This is a genomic window from Salinivibrio kushneri, from assembly GCF_027286325.1.
Classification (GTDB): domain Bacteria; phylum Pseudomonadota; class Gammaproteobacteria; order Enterobacterales; family Vibrionaceae; genus Salinivibrio; species Salinivibrio kushneri_A.
Genome location: NZ_CP114589.1, coordinates 327,408 through 344,961, shown reverse-complemented (window position 1 = coordinate 344,961; position 17,554 = coordinate 327,408). Strand labels below are relative to the sequence as shown.

At 50.0% G+C, this 17,554-nt stretch carries 13 protein-coding genes and 1 riboswitch; of the genes, 8 read left to right on the top strand and 5 right to left on the bottom strand.

Annotated features, from left to right (window positions below; all coding sequences use genetic code 11):
• Positions 1-68: 68 nt before the first annotated feature.
• Positions 69-1,040 carry a ParB/RepB/Spo0J family partition protein gene (locus tag N8M53_RS14410; protein ID WP_269580057.1) on the bottom strand — a complete coding sequence of 324 codons (972 nt, stop codon included), beginning with the start codon at positions 1,038-1,040 and terminating at the stop codon, positions 69-71.
• Between the two features lie 9 nt (positions 1,041-1,049).
• A complete protein-coding gene (locus tag N8M53_RS14405) occupies positions 1,050-2,258 on the bottom strand; it encodes a ParA family protein (RefSeq protein ID WP_046076018.1) in 1,209 nt (402 codons plus the stop codon).
• 1,358 nt (positions 2,259-3,616) lie between these two features.
• Here N8M53_RS14405 and N8M53_RS14400 point away from each other — a divergent pair.
• The 3 genes from N8M53_RS14400 (at position 3,617) to N8M53_RS14390 (ending at position 7,530) form a co-directional block, all read left to right on the top strand.
• Entirely contained in the window at positions 3,617-5,596 is a 1,980-nt protein-coding gene (locus N8M53_RS14400) for a replication initiator protein RctB domain-containing protein (RefSeq protein ID WP_269580056.1), read from the top strand.
• A 269-nt stretch (positions 5,597-5,865) separates the two neighbouring features.
• On the top strand, positions 5,866-6,741 hold the full coding sequence (locus N8M53_RS14395; RefSeq protein ID WP_332301573.1) for a DMT family transporter: 876 nt from the start codon (positions 5,866-5,868) through the stop codon (positions 6,739-6,741).
• A gap of 159 nt (positions 6,742-6,900) precedes the next feature.
• Positions 6,901-7,530, top strand: a complete 630-nt coding sequence (locus tag N8M53_RS14390; RefSeq protein WP_269580055.1) for a GNAT family N-acetyltransferase — start codon at positions 6,901-6,903, stop codon at positions 7,528-7,530.
• Here the strand turns inward: N8M53_RS14390 and N8M53_RS14385 are convergent.
• The gene (locus N8M53_RS14385; protein ID WP_269580054.1) at positions 7,498-9,756 is read right to left on the bottom strand and encodes an EAL domain-containing protein; all 2,259 of its coding nucleotides are present in this window, start codon (positions 9,754-9,756) and stop codon (positions 7,498-7,500) included. The two genes, N8M53_RS14390 and N8M53_RS14385, sit on opposite strands and share 33 nt — an antisense overlap.
• Positions 9,757-10,212: 456 nt before the next feature.
• Between N8M53_RS14385 and N8M53_RS14380 the strand changes: the two genes are divergently transcribed.
• The 4 genes from N8M53_RS14380 (at position 10,213) to N8M53_RS14365 (ending at position 15,000) form a co-directional block, all read left to right on the top strand.
• A complete protein-coding gene (locus tag N8M53_RS14380) occupies positions 10,213-10,995 on the top strand; it encodes an HAD-IA family hydrolase (protein ID WP_269580053.1) in 783 nt (260 codons plus the stop codon).
• Positions 10,996-11,013: 18 nt separating this feature from the next.
• Entirely contained in the window at positions 11,014-11,277 is a 264-nt protein-coding gene (locus N8M53_RS14375) for a DUF3081 domain-containing protein (protein ID WP_074214461.1), read from the top strand.
• Positions 11,278-11,350: 73 nt separating this feature from the next.
• Positions 11,351-13,246: a sensor histidine kinase gene (locus N8M53_RS14370; RefSeq protein ID WP_269580052.1), complete on the top strand. Its 1,896-nt coding sequence runs from the start codon at positions 11,351-11,353 to the stop codon at positions 13,244-13,246.
• Positions 13,243-15,000 (top strand): putative bifunctional diguanylate cyclase/phosphodiesterase, encoded by a 1,758-nt coding sequence (locus N8M53_RS14365; protein ID WP_269580051.1) that lies wholly within the window; start codon positions 13,243-13,245, stop codon positions 14,998-15,000. The genes N8M53_RS14370 and N8M53_RS14365 overlap by 4 nt, the downstream gene beginning before the upstream one ends.
• 51 nt (positions 15,001-15,051) lie before the next feature.
• Here N8M53_RS14365 and N8M53_RS14360 read toward each other — a convergent pair whose 3' ends face one another.
• On the bottom strand, positions 15,052-15,186 hold the full coding sequence (locus N8M53_RS14360) for an entericidin EcnAB (RefSeq protein WP_269580050.1): 135 nt from the start codon (positions 15,184-15,186) through the stop codon (positions 15,052-15,054).
• Positions 15,187-15,316: 130 nt separating this feature from the next.
• Positions 15,317-15,417, top strand: a riboswitch (TPP riboswitch).
• A gap of 61 nt (positions 15,418-15,478) precedes the next feature.
• On the opposite strand from N8M53_RS14360, the gene thiD reads away from it, so the two are divergent.
• Positions 15,479-16,330 (top strand): bifunctional hydroxymethylpyrimidine kinase/phosphomethylpyrimidine kinase, encoded by an 852-nt coding sequence (thiD, locus tag N8M53_RS14355; protein ID WP_269580525.1) that lies wholly within the window; start codon positions 15,479-15,481, stop codon positions 16,328-16,330.
• A gap of 114 nt (positions 16,331-16,444) precedes the next feature.
• Here the strand turns inward: thiD and N8M53_RS14350 are convergent, their stop codons facing one another.
• Positions 16,445-17,470, bottom strand: a complete 1,026-nt coding sequence (locus N8M53_RS14350) for a potassium channel family protein (RefSeq protein ID WP_269580524.1) — start codon at positions 17,468-17,470, stop codon at positions 16,445-16,447.
• Positions 17,471-17,554 lie beyond the last annotated feature (84 nt).

The following is a 17,554-nucleotide window of genomic DNA, read 5'->3' as shown; positions in this document are numbered from 1 at the left end:
GATAACACGCAAAAAAAAAACGACACGCTAGGCATGTCGTTTTTACTGTCTCGATTCCGGCAGAGAAATTAGCTATCGAGTGTTTGTTTAATCAGCGCTAAAATACGCTCCGCGTCATCGTCACTGATTTTCTTGAGGTTAATACTCAAATTGTTGCCTTTACGTCGGTATGACGCACGCCCTTCAAGCAGCGTTTGCGCTTGCTCTTTTTCACTGGATGTCGGCTCGACAAGTTCATCCTTAAACTGCTCAATCAACTGGGTGACTTCTCGCGTAATACGCGTGACACCTTGCGCATCCACCTGTTGCCATAAAGGCGTGTCTCCAAGCTTAGCAACCAGCTTTTGTTGCAGTGACGCGTCGAGACTGAAATACAAGCGGTGCAACTTCACAATGGTCGGCCGTCCCAGCTCAGATACACTCGGATAGGCCTGCAGTAGCGGTAAGGGCAGGGCGGCGGCTTTTAAGGCGCCACTGACCAAGGCCTCACTGCACTGACATGCACTCGCCAATGCTTTTTGATCACTCACTTCGCCACTGTCTAACATTGCCTGCATCTCTTTACCGCGTTCATAAAGCGATAACGGTTTGTGCGCATTCGCGACATCTGACAAGAATTTAGCATGACGAGTACTAATGCCTTTCGCCACGTATACTAAGAAATCTTGTTCCGCAATCAGACACGACATGCGGCGTCGGCTACCGTCGAGAACTTCGATACGACCGTCGTCGAGCCAACGACCCACTGCAGGGTACTGCTGGCCATGCGCTTTTAACGTCACCAAAATATCGGATAAGGCGAGTTCATTCAGAAATGACTGCTCTCGCGCATTCTTGTCAAAAACAGTCGTTTTATCTCGGATCTCACCGGCAGGGACTTTTACCAGCTCAAATTCAACCGTGTGCTCGCCGGCAACTGCCAGTTCAATGACTGCCGCTTTCTCACTCGCTGCACTCTGAGCTTCTTGCGTTGTCGTCGCTCGTCGCTTGTCTGCTTTGGCAAACAAACGCGCATTTAAATCAGAGGTCTTAATGGCCATTTTTCTTGATTACTCCTGATTGAGCTGAGACCAGTGGCTATGCAACACACGCTCAAGTTCTAAACCGACTCGATGGACGGCATCTTGGGCTGTCGACAACGTCTTCTTACCGCCCTCAAAGTCTTGTGAGGTAAGATCAAACACTGTGCTATACGTGTCGGCACATGTCTCGAAGGCGCGACTTCTTGGAATGGTCGCCATCATTACTTGTTCACCCAAAAGATAATTCATTTCAGTTAAGACCGAAATCTGTTTTTTGTTGTCGTCTTCAAACATAGTCGGCATCAAACGAACAAACTCGAGCCCATGCCAGTCTTCAGGGAACATCTCATAGACTTGTGGTAGGTGCTGGAAAAAGTTCACTGTCGACGCCCAGTCCAGGCGTTTTGCCGCACAAGGGATCACTAACGAGTTCGAGGCATACATCGCGTTCCACACCAGCGGATCGATATGCGGGCCTGTATCTATCATGATAATGTCAAACTCGTCACTGATTGGGTCGATGACCTTTTCTTGCAGTAACTCCACCACATTCAGAGATTGGCTAGTCGCTAATGCTTGCCATGCTTCAGCATTAAACATCGCATCCTCTGGGAAGGCCGCCATGGTTTTTAAGTTTGGATACTGTGTCGGCAGTAGGACATTACGCATCATGAAGTCTTTGTCTGCAGGCTGGGGCGTATTATCCAACATAACGTCAACAGCTGAGTAAATCCCCTCTTGCTCTGTCAAACTGATTTGTGGATTGAGGAATAGCCGCAGTGAGCCTTGTGGATCCAAGTCAATTAAACAAATGCGATAGCGCTTTTCCAAATTGAGAGCCATACATGCCGCTAAGTGCACCGCACTCATGGATTTACCTGTTCCGCCTTTCTGGTTTTGGATGTTCACCACCCAAGGCTTATGGGTTTTTCCTTTACGCTCATGAAAAGTCGGTACGTTAGCCGCATCCATGATTTGGTGCGCCTCATCGAGTGTTATTGAATAATGGTTAGCATTATTTTTAGTAAACTGATGCCCCTCTTGCTCCATACGAGAGATCGCTTCATCAAGCTTGCGCCGCGTTAACCCAGAACGCGTTTCCATTAATGCTTTTGACATCGGTGGAAAGAGTTGGTCGTGGCGCTCTTCCATCACAATCTCGACCCGATCAGACTGAACCTGTTTCGTCTGCGCGGCGATATTGCGAAGGTTTTCAATCGTCTTTTCCCTATCCATATTCTTTTTCGCCTTAACGAGAAATAATTGCCGATTGTACAGCACATTCCATCTAAGACAATAAAAAGGTGAACAAAAGCCAATCAAATAAAGATCCTGCTCACAATTGTTATTATGGATGATTGATGAAAATACCAACGAATATCCGCTTATACTCACCTCGACAAACCATGCGATAAGTTCAGCAGATTTAAAATGTCACAGCGTCACTTATTTACAATGTAAACAAGTCGAATAACCGGAAGCTTATCTTTGAATGGCTAATTTACGGTATCCGGTCTTTGAACCGAATTCATCGCGTCTTATCCCTGAAGCGGGGAAGTCGGTTTGAAAAACATACCCATTTGTCAGTCACCCGATCGCTTACTACCGTTTTGATCATTTTTCCCGTAACGATGATCAAGGTATACAGCCTTAAAGGACGGAATAACTTGATCATGCTTTCGAAGGTAAAAGCGTTATTTAGGAAGCATGATCAAGCTGAATGATGGGTTAAATCATCCGCAAATCCACGCGACTCGTGTCTGCATTTTGCGGAACAATGATCAAGACTGGCGATAAAGTCTACCACCATGCGCTGTTGTTCGGAACGATATTATCAAACCGCCAAATTACGGATAACGTCAGGTGTAACAAGGGATCGAGAAGGATCCTGTCATTAACTCCGTATCAAGTGGCTTAAACAACGGTTTACATTAAGATGATCGAACAGCACGATCCCATACATGATCATTGTTCCAATAACCGGACACATACATCCGAGTGACGGTTATACTGTTAATGTCATCTCGATTTGATGGATTCGAGGGAAATAGTCGCTAACCTTACTGGCAACATGCGCGCTTTTTCATCGGATCGGCTAAAAACGCGCTATCTTGATCATTGTTCCTACGCCTTATTAGCCGAATTAGCCATCAAATCCAATCACGTCATCACCAGCGATATCTTATAACTGTGGATAAGATGTGTATCACGCTTGATCATCGTTTCAGTTATTATCTGATCATCAATGCGGTAAGATGTTGATCATTGATGCAGGGCTAACTTGATCATCGTTGGAGAGTTATGATGATCATGCCTCCAAGACATTGATGATCATGCTTTCGAGGAAGGCAAAATTATACTTCATAAAAATCATGGTTTTACATCAGCACAGCCGCTCGGATCATAAGATCAGATCATCAAATTAGATCAGAATAATCATAAAGATCAGTTAAAAAGCGCAATAAAAAAGATCTTTCTTTTTGGGTCTTTTTTTATTAGTCTTTCCCTGGAAGAGTGATCGATTTACGGTTTCCGTCACCTCAATTAAAAAAAATGCGCGTTGAGTATGCCCGTGACAAAGGATTTAAGCTGACATGAGTGCCAGTAAACCCGAAAAAATCTTGATAAAAGCCCCTCGTTCCCACAAAGACGGGCACTTATTTGCCGTACACGATCAATTGATTGATTGGCTCGCACAGTATGAGCACTTTAAAGGGGTCACCAAAAGTATTCTAGAGCTGCTGAACTTAATTTCGGTACGCGGTTTTGCCTCTCAAGACGGGTATGTATCGACCACAGAACTGGTTGATGCGACAGACGGCCAACTTACACGCGCAGCTATCCAACAACGACTCCGTGCTGCTGTTCAGTTAGGACTATTCATTCAACAACCCGTGCGGTTTGAAGAAGGACTAGCAGGTAAAACCATGCTGCATCAGTTTGTTAACCCGAGTCGATTGATTTCATCACTCGGCAGTGCAGGCTTAATGACAGAAAAAAGCCGCGATGCAGTAAAACAAAAACGTTCGAAAGCGTTAGCGCAAACGCAAGTCAATCGACAACTGCTTAGTGAGCACGGACTGGGCACACCACCTATGATGCCTGGTGAAAAAGATCAGATTTTGGTATCACCGACCAGCTGGGCTGGGATCATTGATCAAGCGCTCGCACCACCGCGAACAAAAAAGGGCTATCAGAAATCAATGGTGGCGATCAGCGGTACGAAAGCGATCATTGAAACCCGATCGGCTAAGTCGATCATGACGGTGGATGATCTGATGACACTGTTCGCACTGTTCACCCTCACGGTGCAGTATCATGATCATCATTTGCCCAATTACGAGCTACAAACCCAATCTATTGGCAACAAAACACCTATCTATATCACTGATATCTTGCAACTACGGGGCAAAAAAGACAGTGGTCCAGCGCGTGACGCCATCCGTGAAAGTATCGATAGAATCGAGTTTACTGACTTTCAGCTTCATGAGCTGACCGGACGTTGGCTCAGTGAAAATATGCCAGAAGGGTTCAAAAGTGACCGATTTCGGTTCTTAGCCAGAACCATTACCGCCTCAGAGGAAGCGCCCAAAGAGGGTGAAGACGGCGAGGTCAGGATCAAGCCCAACCTTTATATCTTGGTATGGGAGCCTTCGTTCTTTGAAGAACTGATGACGCGTGATTACTTCTTCTTATTCCCACCAGAAATATTGCGTCAACACACCTTGGTGTTTCAACTTTATTCGCTATTCAGAAGCCGTATGTCGCGCCGACTCGAAGATACCATGCTACTGAGCGAGCTTAACCAAAAAATGGCCCGTAATATCGAATGGCGCCGTTTTTCCAGTGATTTGACCCGGGAGCTCAGAAAGCTCGCAGAAGGGAAGGTGACAGAGTCTGTCTTTGCAGTGAACTTGTGGGGGTATCATTTAACGTTAACGCGCGAAGATGAAGAGAAAAAGTATCCTGACTATCGAATGGATATAAAGTGCAACGTGGATGAAGTGATTCGCTACTCTCGTGCCAAAATGTATAACGAGGGCAAACGCTCGCTGGCACCCACCATGCCCAACCCACTGAGAAATGAGATCCTTCCCAGCCAAGACCTTGATCAGCTTTCCGGGATCATTGATGGTGAGTTTGAACCTATTCAGCGCAAAGAGAAGAGCAGTGGCCGTTTAGGACGTCGCGTGAAACAACGTAAGCACTTGGTTGAGATTAATGCGGATGAACTGACCATTGTGCTCTCAAAGTATACGTCTGAGGAGGCGTTGCAACGCAGTATCACCGCGTTATCGGCAATGACAGGCCATCCCGCATCCGTGATTACCGAGGAGTGTCAGGGGTATCTCGAAAAACTGGATTGGTTGCGCGTGGGTGACCAAGTTGTCTCTTACGAAACACTTAGCCGTACGATTGAGTTTTATAACCAACAACAGCATGACAGACACCTTTCTATTGAAAAACTGATATCTGGCCTAGCCGTAAGACGTAAAGTCTGTCAGCGCGTGTTTGAGGGCCATCTCGATGGACAAGTTCTCAAGGCCTTGGATGACATAGCAATGGGCGGGTAGTGAGCGATTTTGCAGGTTGTTGACGTGGTAATGACATCGCCACGCCTCAGCGACGTAAACTGTCTCTCGATACCTTTGTCCTATTGGGTGCCTTGATGGCACCATTTGGCTAATCGCTTGCCAAGCGGGCTTTGCCCGCTTTTTTCTTCCTTGCCAACGATGATGCGTTTCCCTGTTTGGCGGGGGCCACGTCACCTATTGGTTTTATTCTTCGCTTTACAGTGTAAACTGCCTACTTTCTTCCACGCTATACTGGGCTTTGCGAGGCCATGATGCCATTTTTCTTGCCATTGGCGGCGGTGCTCATTTGGTCGGTGAATACGATTGTCAACAAGATGTCGGTGACTGTGATTGCACCTGGCGCGATGGCGTTTTATCGATGGTTTTTTGCCATTTTAGTACTAACGCCGTTTTGTTTGCCGACGTTATGGCGCCAACGACGTGCGGTGCGTTGCTATGCGTCACGTCTCGCTATTTTAGCGTTGTTAGGCATGGTCACTAACCAATCCGTTGCCTATTTTGCTGCGCAAACTACCACGGCGACCAATATGGCGCTGATTATGTCGTTGGTGCCCATGTTGAGTTTGTTGATCAGTGTGCCAACACTCGGGCAACCTTTAACCGCGCGGGCAGTGATCGGGGCCATGTTATCCTTCGGCGGATTAGTCTATATGTTGACGTTGGGTAAACCGCTTTCTCTCTTTCACGCTGGCGCGTCTGTGGGTGATGGGCTGATGCTCGTGTGTGCGTCCTCGTATGCGCTGTATTGCGTTCTTCTTAAGCGTTGGACGATGGCCTTGTCAAACTGGGTCTCAGTGTATGTGCAAGCCTTGTTTGCGGTGATCATGTTGCTGCCAGTCTTGTTGATGGCGCCTAGTTCAACGATCCCCGCGGACGCTTACCCATTGGTGGGGTTTGCCGCCTTGGGTGCTTCGGTGATTGCTCCAGCGGTTTGGCTACACGCTATCGCGCTCAATGGGGCGAGTCGAACGGCGATGTATATGAACCTTCTTCCCGTGATGACAGCTGCTATCGCCGTTGTTGTGTTGGGGGAAACACTCACTCAGTATCACTTATTGGGCGGTGGATTTGTTATGCTCGGCGTGGCCATCTCACAACAATCAAGACGTCGGTCTTACGCGTAACCGTCTACACTCAATAAAACGGGTTCTTTGACGGAGGTCGCCAATGTGGTGGTTAATTGAGTTAGACTGGGTACCTTTGTGGGTCACACCGACACGAGGTCGTTGTGAAGGGGTAGCGTCGTCACCCATCATCTGGTAGAGAGAGAGCAGTAACCCGACATGGATGTGGATGTAACTAAACGCTTAGTCGTTAGTCTGAGAGCGGCACGGCGAAACGAAGCCCGTTATTTTTGGCGCAATATTTATTACTCTCGTGCTTGGAAACAGTATGATGCGCCTTACACACCGATAGAGCCTGTTTCGTTTTGGTCTTTTCGCTTCGGCTTGTTCCGACGTTTTATTGCAGGTGATACGGCGCAAGTGATTTGTGTGGACGATGTGCCTGTCGGCTATGTCACCTTGTATTGGGAAGATAAACACACCCGATGGTTAGAAGTGGGGATCACCATTTTTGAACCCGTCTATTGGGGGAAAGGCGTTGGTCGACAAGCACTGACACATTGGATAGATCAACTCTTTGTTCGTCATCAGGTAAACCGAATTGGCTTAACAACCTGGTCAGGCAATCCGGGGATGATGCGCTGTGCCAAAGCACTAGGGATGCGCGAGGAAGGGCGCTTACGTGCCGTCCGTTATTATCAAGGTGAATACTATGACTCACTCCGCTACGGGGTATTGCGAGATGAGTGGTTGCAGCAAGCGGCGCCAGTGCATCAAAACGGTCCCTCATCCGCCGATACCCTGACCGCTGTCGCCTCAACCATGCACCAAGACCATTCGCTGGTGTGATTGCGGCAATAACCACTCTTCAAGTGCTGTCCGTTCAATCGGGCGAGAGAGCACGTAGCCTTGCAAGTAGTCACATTGGTGTTGGCGCAGCCAGCACAGCTGCTGTTTGGTCTCGACGCCTTCTGCTACCACGGTTAAACCGACGGCATGTGCCATGGCAATCATTCCTCGACACAGGGGGGCCGCTTTGCCGTTGGGTTGATCGATATCCATAATAAAACTGCGATCCATCTTTATCACGCTAAAGGGGTATTGGCGCAGCAGCGAGAGGGATGAATACCCGGTGCCAAAGTCATCGAGGTACAGTTTTATTCCCAGCGCGTGAAGCTGACGCAAGTTACTCCCCACCGTTTCTGAATGTTCAAGTAAGGCTGTCTCGGTCATTTCTAACCCTAAACATTGGGGCGCAAACTGGTGTCTGGCGATCAGTGAGGCCACGTCATCGGCGAAGGTGGCTGACTGACACTGCTTGGCGGACACATTCACCGTGATTGAAGGGCATTGATTGGCAGGGAATCGGGTGTGCCAGTTATCTAGCACGTCGGCGACTTGCTCGAGCACCCAGTCGCCAAGTTCAATGATATAACCGGTTTCTTCTGCGATTGGGATGAACTCTGCGGGCGAGATCCGCCCCAGCGTCGGGTGCTGCCAACGGAGCAGTGCCTCTGCATGGCTGAGTGTTTCTTGTTCGCCATCAAAAATAGGTTGAAACACGAGATGGAACTGCTGATTAGCCAGCCCTTTCTTTAAATCTTGTTCAACAATAAAGCGTTGCTGAACTTTGGCAAGCATGGCTGGCTGGAAAATTGCGAGGCGTTCACGGGTTTGCTTGGCGTGATACATGGCAATATCCGCCTGCTGAATAATATCCGTCACTGAGGCATTGGCCTTGTTAACCGATGCAATGCCAATGCTGGCGGACAGGTTAATCATATGCTCGTCTACCTTGTACGGTGTGCTAAGCGCTTGCAGCAGGTGCTTGGCTTTGGTTTGTGCTAATGCCAGTGAGCTATCGGCTTTAAGCAAAATGATGAATTCGTCGCCCCCAAAGCGAAATACACGCTCGCCACTGACCGATTCTGTCAGGCGTTTGGCAACCTGCTTAAGGAGTTTATCGCCCGTCACATGACCCAGAGAGTCGTTAACCACTTTAAACCGATCTAGATCGATAAACAGCAAGGTGAAATGCTCGCTGTACTGGGCGCTGACTTGTTCAATTGCGCCCTCCAAAGCATGGTCGAGCGCCGCTCGGTTTGCCAGCCCCGTCAGACTATCGTGCTGTGCTTGATGGGTGAGTTGGCGGGTCTGTTTGTTGACTAAGTGTTGAGCTAACGAGAGTCGATTGGCGTAGGACCAAAAACTGGCAAGAACCGACAAGCCCAATGACAGCACCAGTAACCCCACCAGCACACCATAGAGCAGCCCAGTGTGTAAGGCACGCAGGTGAGTGAACCTTACTACCAGTCCTTCTTCGCTGCCGGCAATCGGAACTGTAATGTCGGGCGAGTAAGTATTTCGCCAGTTACTCAAGGCCGATAAAGAGTGGGTGGCAAACATTTGCTGGTGGCCAAAGGCTTCACGGGCGATTAGCCCCATATCGGGCGCGGGAGTGTCATCTTGCCAGAGCGATGGTAGAAAGGTCTCAAAATAAAGTGTGGTGGCGAGAAAGCCCGCTAGCTGCCCCTCTCGTCCTGTGATTGCGGCGAACCATCGCACACCATGGCCTTGCTCGTCGTGAATCAATCGCGCGACGGGCTGGCGCTTGAAGTAGGCGCGCTCCATGGTCACTGTGTTCTCGCACTGTGCATCCGCGCGCCAGCCTAAATATCCCTCTTTCGCAGCTTTCGGGGACAAGTAAAGTGCGGGAAAGGTATCGCTCCGCATCACCCATTGGCAGGCGTGGTTATTAAGTGGCGGAAAGGGGTGGTAATGCCCCTGTTGCGCGGCAAACTGTTTTAACTCAGCACGGTTGACCCGCGGTAGCCACATGATGCTATCAAGCCCTGAGCGCTTCTGGGTATGGTTATCGATAAAGGCATGGAATTTATCACGCGTTGGGCCGCCTTCCTGTTGCAGATAAAGCTGCGCCGATAGCTGTAGCTCATAGAGCTGAGAAAACGCTTTACTGAGTGCGTGGCGCTGCTTTTCCACGTCGGTAGCAAATCGGCTTTGCTGACGCTGGTTTTCCAAGGTATAGACTGACCAACCTGCGATCAGCGCAATCATTATAATCGTCAGGTAACGCCATAGAGGCTGTGAGGAAAAATACCGCATAAAGAAAACATCGAATCTCACTATCGAGAGAGACAGGGTAGGGCGATTCGATGACAATCCATACTAAATACGGTTTCATTTTTATGACAGGGCAAGACTCCACTTTCCCATGACGCGTCATAAAAATGACGGGTTTTTTATACAGGGTCAAGGTCGGTATCGGTCACCAACAACATATATAAGTGTGATATATATCACTCTAAGGTTAGGGGCTTGATTCGACACTGAAGTTTGGACGCAATCGGTCAATTATGCATTTTTGTCGCGATGATTCGATACATTCTGCCTGAGGTTTAGGTAGGATGAGTGAGCGTTCTCTGCTAACTTTCAAAGACTCGTTAGATAGCAAGTCCGATCCACCGTTCCGTTTCCTTTCTGGCGATAACACACTGATTGTGGAGGCGTTCTATGAAAAAATTGGAGAATATCTCTGCGATATGCTTTGACTTAGACGGCACGATCGCAGACCCTTTTGATGATCTTTATGACGCTGTCCTCGGCATGCTCAGAGGGTTTAATTTGCCGGAGGAAGAGCCCTGTGCGATTCGAGACTGGATTGGTGATGGCGCCGATTTATTGATCCATCGGGTGCTGACCCGGCACATTGATGGGCGCGTTTCCACCACCGTGCTGAATCAAGCCCGTGCGTTGTTCTTGTCCTCGTATTTAGGCAAGAAACCGCCAAAAACTCGACTCTATCCAGGGGTGCTTGCTTGCCTTGAAGGTCTCTCCCAGCGTCAGTTCCCCTTGATATGTACCACGGACATGCAAACGGCACATGCGAACAGTCTATTGAGAGCGCTTGGGGTCAGCCACTTTTTTACCCGCATTTTAGGAACGGACGCGATCGCGGCCGGAAAGCCAGATCCCGATAGCATTTTTGAGTCAGCAGCGATTTTAGCGGTTCCACCATCAGAATTGCTGGTGGTTGGCGATGCAGTGAATGATGTGCATGCGGCAAGGGCGGCGGGCTCTCCTGTCGTGTGTGTAGATTATGGCTATAATTATGGTACGGCGATTCAAAAAACGGGGCCAGATATCACCCTTGATACATTGGCTACCTTGCCCAATATTATTTCTAAGCCAAGCCGGCTTGAGGTGTCAGGGCATGTATTGACCACGCCGCCGGTATTGGCCGGCCCACTTTATGGTCGTGGACCACGGCCGGGAGGTGGGGCACAATTTCGCTAAAACAGCCAGGAGGGAAGCGTGAAAAACGAACTCAATCCTACCCACCTACTGCGCGCCTTTGAGATAGTGACAGAGTATGGTGAAGAAATTGAAGATGGGCACCGCCTAGATGGCATTGACGCTTTCTCAGATTATGACGGCTATACCATTTATTTAGCGGGTAATGGGGTACAGTTACGCGTGGGGTTTCACAATACCTATGATCTCGACTATGAGCACGAAAACCTAAAAGAGCAGTTCCTGAAAAAGGTGGACGCTTTGGTCAAAAACTACAAAAAGTGATCACGATATCACCTCGTTAGATCCGTAGTAAGACGCCCCATTAATGGGGCGTTTTTTGTTAGAGGCGGGAAAAATGAACGAGCAATCAACCATGGACGGTCGGTGTGAACGCGGCTCACAGGCTCATTATAAAGCACTGGTGGAGAGTGCTGCGGCAGCCATTTTAGTGATTGATGATCAAGGAATTATTCTTGATGCCAACCCTTTCACTCACACCTTGCTTGGCTACGCGCAACATCAGTTAGTTGGTCAGGATGTTGAGTGTTTAATGCCCCCTGAGCATCAAGGCAAACACGGCCAGTATTTAAAAAAGTACCTGACTACCGGCGAACCGAATGTCATTGGTACTGGTCGGCGCGTTATGGCAAGGCATCGTGAGGGGTATTTAGTGCCCGTCCACTTAGCAGTGAGCGAGGTCTGGGCCGATGAGCGGCGTGAGTTTATCGGCATTATGTCTGACCTAAGCGCATTAACCCATGCCCAAGCCACTGTTCAGCACGAGAGAAATAGGCTGAAAACCATCATTGATGCGATCGGCAATCCAGTGTTTGTCAGAGAATTAGGTGGTCAGTATGCGTTGGCAAACCGCGCTTGTTTACAAGCAGTGGGTGTTGATCATGTAAGCCAACTGGCTGAGGCGTTTGGTCGAGCGCTTCCCGATGGCATGCGTGACACCCTCAACGCCCTTGATCACCAATTAACTGTCGACGGTGAGCCCGTCCACATTGATGTGACACTTCGCGATGGTCGCACCTTTAAGCTGGCGAAAACCCTGATTCATCACCTTGCCGGCGAGCCTTACGCCATTGTCACTGTGGCTTATGATGCCACCCCACTTTTACAGGCCATGCAAGAGGCTGAGCGCGCCAATCAAGCAAAAAGTGATTTCTTATCGGCGATGAGCCACGAGCTACGCACGCCGTTGAACAGTGTTTTGGGGTATGCGCAGTTATTGCTTAAATCGCCCGAGCCAACCCTCTCAGGCAGTCAGCACCAGTATGTTGAACAAATCCACCAAAGTGGTCGTCATTTGCTTACCCTGATCAATGATGTCTTGGATCTGGCAAAAATTGAGGCAGGAAAGACCACCATCAACGCGACCTGGTACCCAGCAACGGCACTGGTCAATGATGCCATTCATACGCTAGCGCCGCTTGCCGAACGACAAAAGGTGAGCCTGCAAAACAATTTACCACAAGGGCTGGAAGGGGATCTTTATGTGGATCCGACCCGGTTTAAGCAAGTATTGATCAATTTGCTTAGCAACGCGGTCAAATATAACCACCCTCAAGGAAGGGTCTGGGTTGACGCATGCGAGGCCAATGGCAACCTCACGCTCTCCGTCAATGATACCGGTATAGGCATTGCATCTGAGCAGCTGGCCGGCTTGTTTGAGCCTTTTAATCGTTTGATGGCAGAAGATTCATTGATTGAAGGCGCGGGAGTTGGTTTGGCCGTGACGCATCAATTGGTGGTAAAGATGCAAGGTTGTATTGAGGTTTCAAGCCAAGTGGGCAAGGGGAGTTGTTTCTCAATCACTTTCCCTTATCGGCCGGCGTTGTCATCCGCCGGCTCAGAGGCAAAGGCGTCACCGCAGGCAAATTTATGCTTAAAGCAGGCTCACCGTGTGTTGTATATCGACCGAGACAACCATCAGCAACGACTAATGGCTGATTGCTTTGAGGATTGGCCTTTGCTGACATTACATTGTGCGCATGATGTCTCACTGGCAGACGCAATGGCACACACATTGGCGCCGTCGCTTTTGATCATCAATGGCGATGATGCTGCAACGCTCCTGGAGCATGGGTTGCAATTCATTGAGGGGAGACCCGTGATTATGCTTGAAACGGAACAAAACAAGCATCACCGCCCACTTACGACCTCACCGTTTAAGCGGCTCCAGCATCCCGTATCGTCATCCGATCTTGCTACGGCTATCCAATCGTTACTGGAGGACAGGGAATGATAGAGTCACCATTACAAGCGACTATTTTGATCATTGACGATCGGCGGGAAAACATTGACTTGCTCTCTGCGATGCTCAATCAAGCAGGATACCAGCATTTGATTGGCTTAACGGATCCGAGTTTGGTCACCGATCACCTTTCCCCAGTGCCGGACCTTATCTTACTCGATATGCGTATGCCGCAGCGATCAGGACTCATGGTGCTGGACGATCTTAACCATGCCCTCGGTGAGCATTGTCCCCCTGTTATGGTGCTGACAGCGGATAACGATTTGAACTTGCGTAACCAAGCTTTGTGCCGTGGGGCAATTGATTACATCAGCAAGCCTTTTGACTATGACGAAGTGCTTCAGCGTATTCATAATCTGCTGCAGTTACAGCTCAAAACGTTAAAACAGCGAGATCAGGCCGCGCGTTTGCAAATGTTGGTGAATAAACAAACCGCCGCCTTGCGCGCCCTCTCTCTCACCCATTCTTTAACAGGTCTCCCCAATCGCCGCGCTTTGTTGGATGCGGCGGAACGACAATTAATGCGAGGATCCGTCACCGTACTCATGATTGCGCTTGATGGGATGGAGGCGGTGACCCAGCACCAAGGACACTTAATGACAGAGGCCCTGTATAAGCACATTGCTGAGCTGCTGGCGAACAGTACGGTCGCTCGACCACATCGAATAGGGGTGTGGGACAGTTCGAGACTGGTGATGCTGATAGAGGGCGAGGGTGAGGATGCCGCGCAAAAAGCGGCGAGAATTCACCGATTGATCAGTGGGCACCACACGTTAGAAGGGCGGTTAATGTTCTTACATTGCCACATTGGGATCAGCCGCGCCTATTCTGAAAAAGAGGATGTTGCCCACCTGTTTCGCCAAGCGATTTTAGCCATTCCCACCAATGATCAGCCTGTCGCTGAATATCAACCTCAACTCGACAGTAAAGCCCAGCGTGAACACTTGATTTGTACTGAGCTCGGTCCTGCCTTGCAAAGCAATCATTTATCCTTGGTGTATCAACCTAAGTGGCGGCTTGATAGTGGGCAGCTGGTGGGGGCTGAAGCATTACTGCGTTGGCAACACCCAACGCTCGGGGCGATAAGCCCCGCCGAATTTATTCCCATCGCTGAGCGCAGTGCCGATATGATGCAACTTGGCGATAAAGTGTTAATGATGGCACTGGAGGCAGTGGCGCAATGGCGGGCGCGCGCCCTGATTGACGAGTGCTTTCATTTGTCGGTGAATGTGTCTGCCCAGCAGCTCCGTCATGGTTTTGCGCAAAGTGTGCTGGCTCGCTGCCATGCGACAAAGACCCCGCCGACCATTATTCAATTGGAAGTTACTGAATCGGCTTTGATCCAGCAAATATCGGTGGCATTGAGTGAGCTACAACAACTGCGGGATGCTGGTATGCATATCGCACTGGATGACTTTGGCACCGGTTATAGCTCGTTGAGTTACCTTAAACAGTTACCCGTTGATTGGGTTAAACTCGACCGCAGCTTCATTCGGGATTTGGCCACCAATGCCAGTGATAAGCACTTGGTGGGTAGCGTGATTGAGTTGGCGCATGGGTTTGGTCATGGTGTGGTCGCCGAAGGGGTGGAAGAAGTCAGTCAGCAGCAGGTGCTACAGACGATTGGCTGCGACCAAGTTCAGGGTTTTTTATATGCTAAGCCGCTTACCGTGACCGACTTTGAGCACATTTTATCGCAAGGTAGGTGCGTGATGGAGCCTGCTTTCTCTCCTACCGCGCATTAAATGACGCCTCGGTGCACTAGGTTTGGCCGGCACCGAGGCCATGACTCAGAATTACTCGGTGGCTTCATGAACGGTTTCTTTGGTGTCCTCCCACACTTTTGACGAGTCTTCTTTTACCCCGTCCCAGGTGTTTGAACAGCCGGCAACAAATAAGGTGGTGATCACAAGCAATAACGATAGCTTCATAGGGACTCCTTTTTAAGCATTTTTCAAGCGCGTATCTTACTTACGTACTACTTATCCTACTTCAACCTCGTAGAAGGCTCCAGCGGCGAATAATACGCTTGCGCTTTGCCCGTGGGGTTAATATCCTGAACACAGTTAGTCGGGGAGCAAGTGATTGCTGAGACTGCGAAAGCAGGACCCGTAGAACCTGATCCAGTTAGCACTGGCGGAGGGAACTGACACGTTCAGCACACGAAGTGGCGCATTCTGGCCCGCTTTGTCTCCTTCCGCCCCTGATGATTAAGGGGCCATTATGAACCTATCTCCACCTGTTATTCTTACCATCGCCGGCTCAGACAGCGGTGGCGGTGCCGGCATTCAAGCCGATATTAAAGCGATTTCAGCCACCGGCGGTTATGCGTGCTCGGTGATCACCGCGTTGACCGCGCAAAACACCTGTGGCGTTGAGGCCGTCTCGGCGGTTGAACCTGGTTTTGTGCGCGCCCAGTTAGAGGCCGTCTTGTACGATATGCCGGTACGTGCGGTGAAAATTGGTATGCTCGCCAACCAAGCGGTTATTCGCGAAGTGGCCGCGGTGCTGGCGCGATCGCCTCACTTGCCGGTGATTTTAGATCCCGTGATGGTGGCCACCAGCGGCGATCCTTTGTTGGATGACCACGCCATGACAGCGCTGATTGAAGCGCTGATCCCACGCGCAACCGTGCTCACCCCCAACTTGCCTGAGGCGGCGCGATTAACCGGTCAGCCTGTCCCCACCTCCATTGAGCAAATGCATGCGTTAGTCCCCGCCCTACGTCGGCTAGGCTGTCCTTATGTGATGCTCAAAGGCGGCCATTTACATCGCGCCCCTGAAAGCGTGGATGTGTGGATTAGCCGAGATACTTGCCAAACCTTGAGCGCCCGTCGGGTTGAAACCGTTAATACGCACGGCACAGGCTGTTCACTGTCTGCGGCGATGGCCTCTTACTACGCGCAGGGAATGACGCCCATTGAAGCGGGGCGCGCGGCGAAACATTATCTCACTGAAGCCTTGGCGCACTGCCAGCAGTTAACGGTGGGAAGAGGCGCGGGGCCTGTGCATCATTTTTACGCCTACCCAGTCGAAGCGCGTCATCACGATGGACAAGAAGCCTCGGTTGAATAGCTCGTTTTTTCACGAATAGGGCACGTAAAGCCAGTCCGCCGCTCCTAAAGAGAAGCGGCGGACTGCTCGGGGAAGGCTAACAGCATGTGTCGCGTGTGATAAATGGTATCCGAATCACGCCGCCGACCAGTGCGGTAAACGCTCGGCAGCAATATAGAAGACGCGATCACCGGGGGCGACGTCTGTTTCAAGATTGGGGTTAAGGGTAATGCCCTCACCTTTGTCGAGACCAATTAACGTTGCATCGTATTCATGCTTTAGTTGATTGAATAAGGTGCCGACGTCCGTGGCGCTCGCATCGGTGGGGTAACGCGCGCAATACTGTGTCATCCCTTGTGCGGTGCTTAATAGTTCGTGATGTAATTGGCTGGAGCCCGGATCAACAGCGGCTTTCGCCAGCATTTCCACGGAAACAGACGGCACACACTCGGCGTGTGGGTAGTGCTGTTTTAATATTTGGCTCAGCGCGTCGTCTTGAAAGTAGGCGAGCAGATGCGCTGACGGGTTTTTATGCGCGCAAAACAAGGCCGCTGACAGGGTAATATCGTCTTCTGGGTTATCGATAATAATGCTCGAAGCACTCTCAATCCCCGCACGGGCAATGCCCTCGGCATCGGTAAAGCTGGTGACGCGCACAAATTCCACCTCGCCGGGGAGCGGGTTTTCCATTTCGGGACGCACGCAAAGCACAATCGGGCGATCGCCATGCACACCGCTTTGTAGTAGGCGAATGAGCTGGATAGTGCGTTGACCATTCCACCCCAACACCAGAATATGATTTTTCACTGTAAGACTCCGTTTTCCTTGTAATCCACGTCGCCAATAATCGACCAACGCACTGGTTACATGCCCAATCACGATGGCAAATAGCCCTAGCCCGCCAGGAATAATCCAAAAGGCGGTAATCCACTGTCCTGCTTCTGTCGCCGGCGAATAATCGCCATAGCCGACGGTGGACGCTGTGACCATCAAGTAATAGACATAGCGGCCGAGTGACTGGGTCATCTCGGTTTCTCCCGCCCAATGCAGCAGCAGCCAGCCAATCACGCCGTAACCGAGAACCACCAACCCCAAAATACGCCCGTTTAGGTGGGCGAAGTGGCTGATAATCCAACGTTTAAAAAGCAACCAAAAGGTCATAGTGTTTCGCTCATTTTCTGCAGAAAAGCCAGTATGGCGGGAATTATTATCGGTTTACAGTGTAAATCAAACGATTGGCGCAAA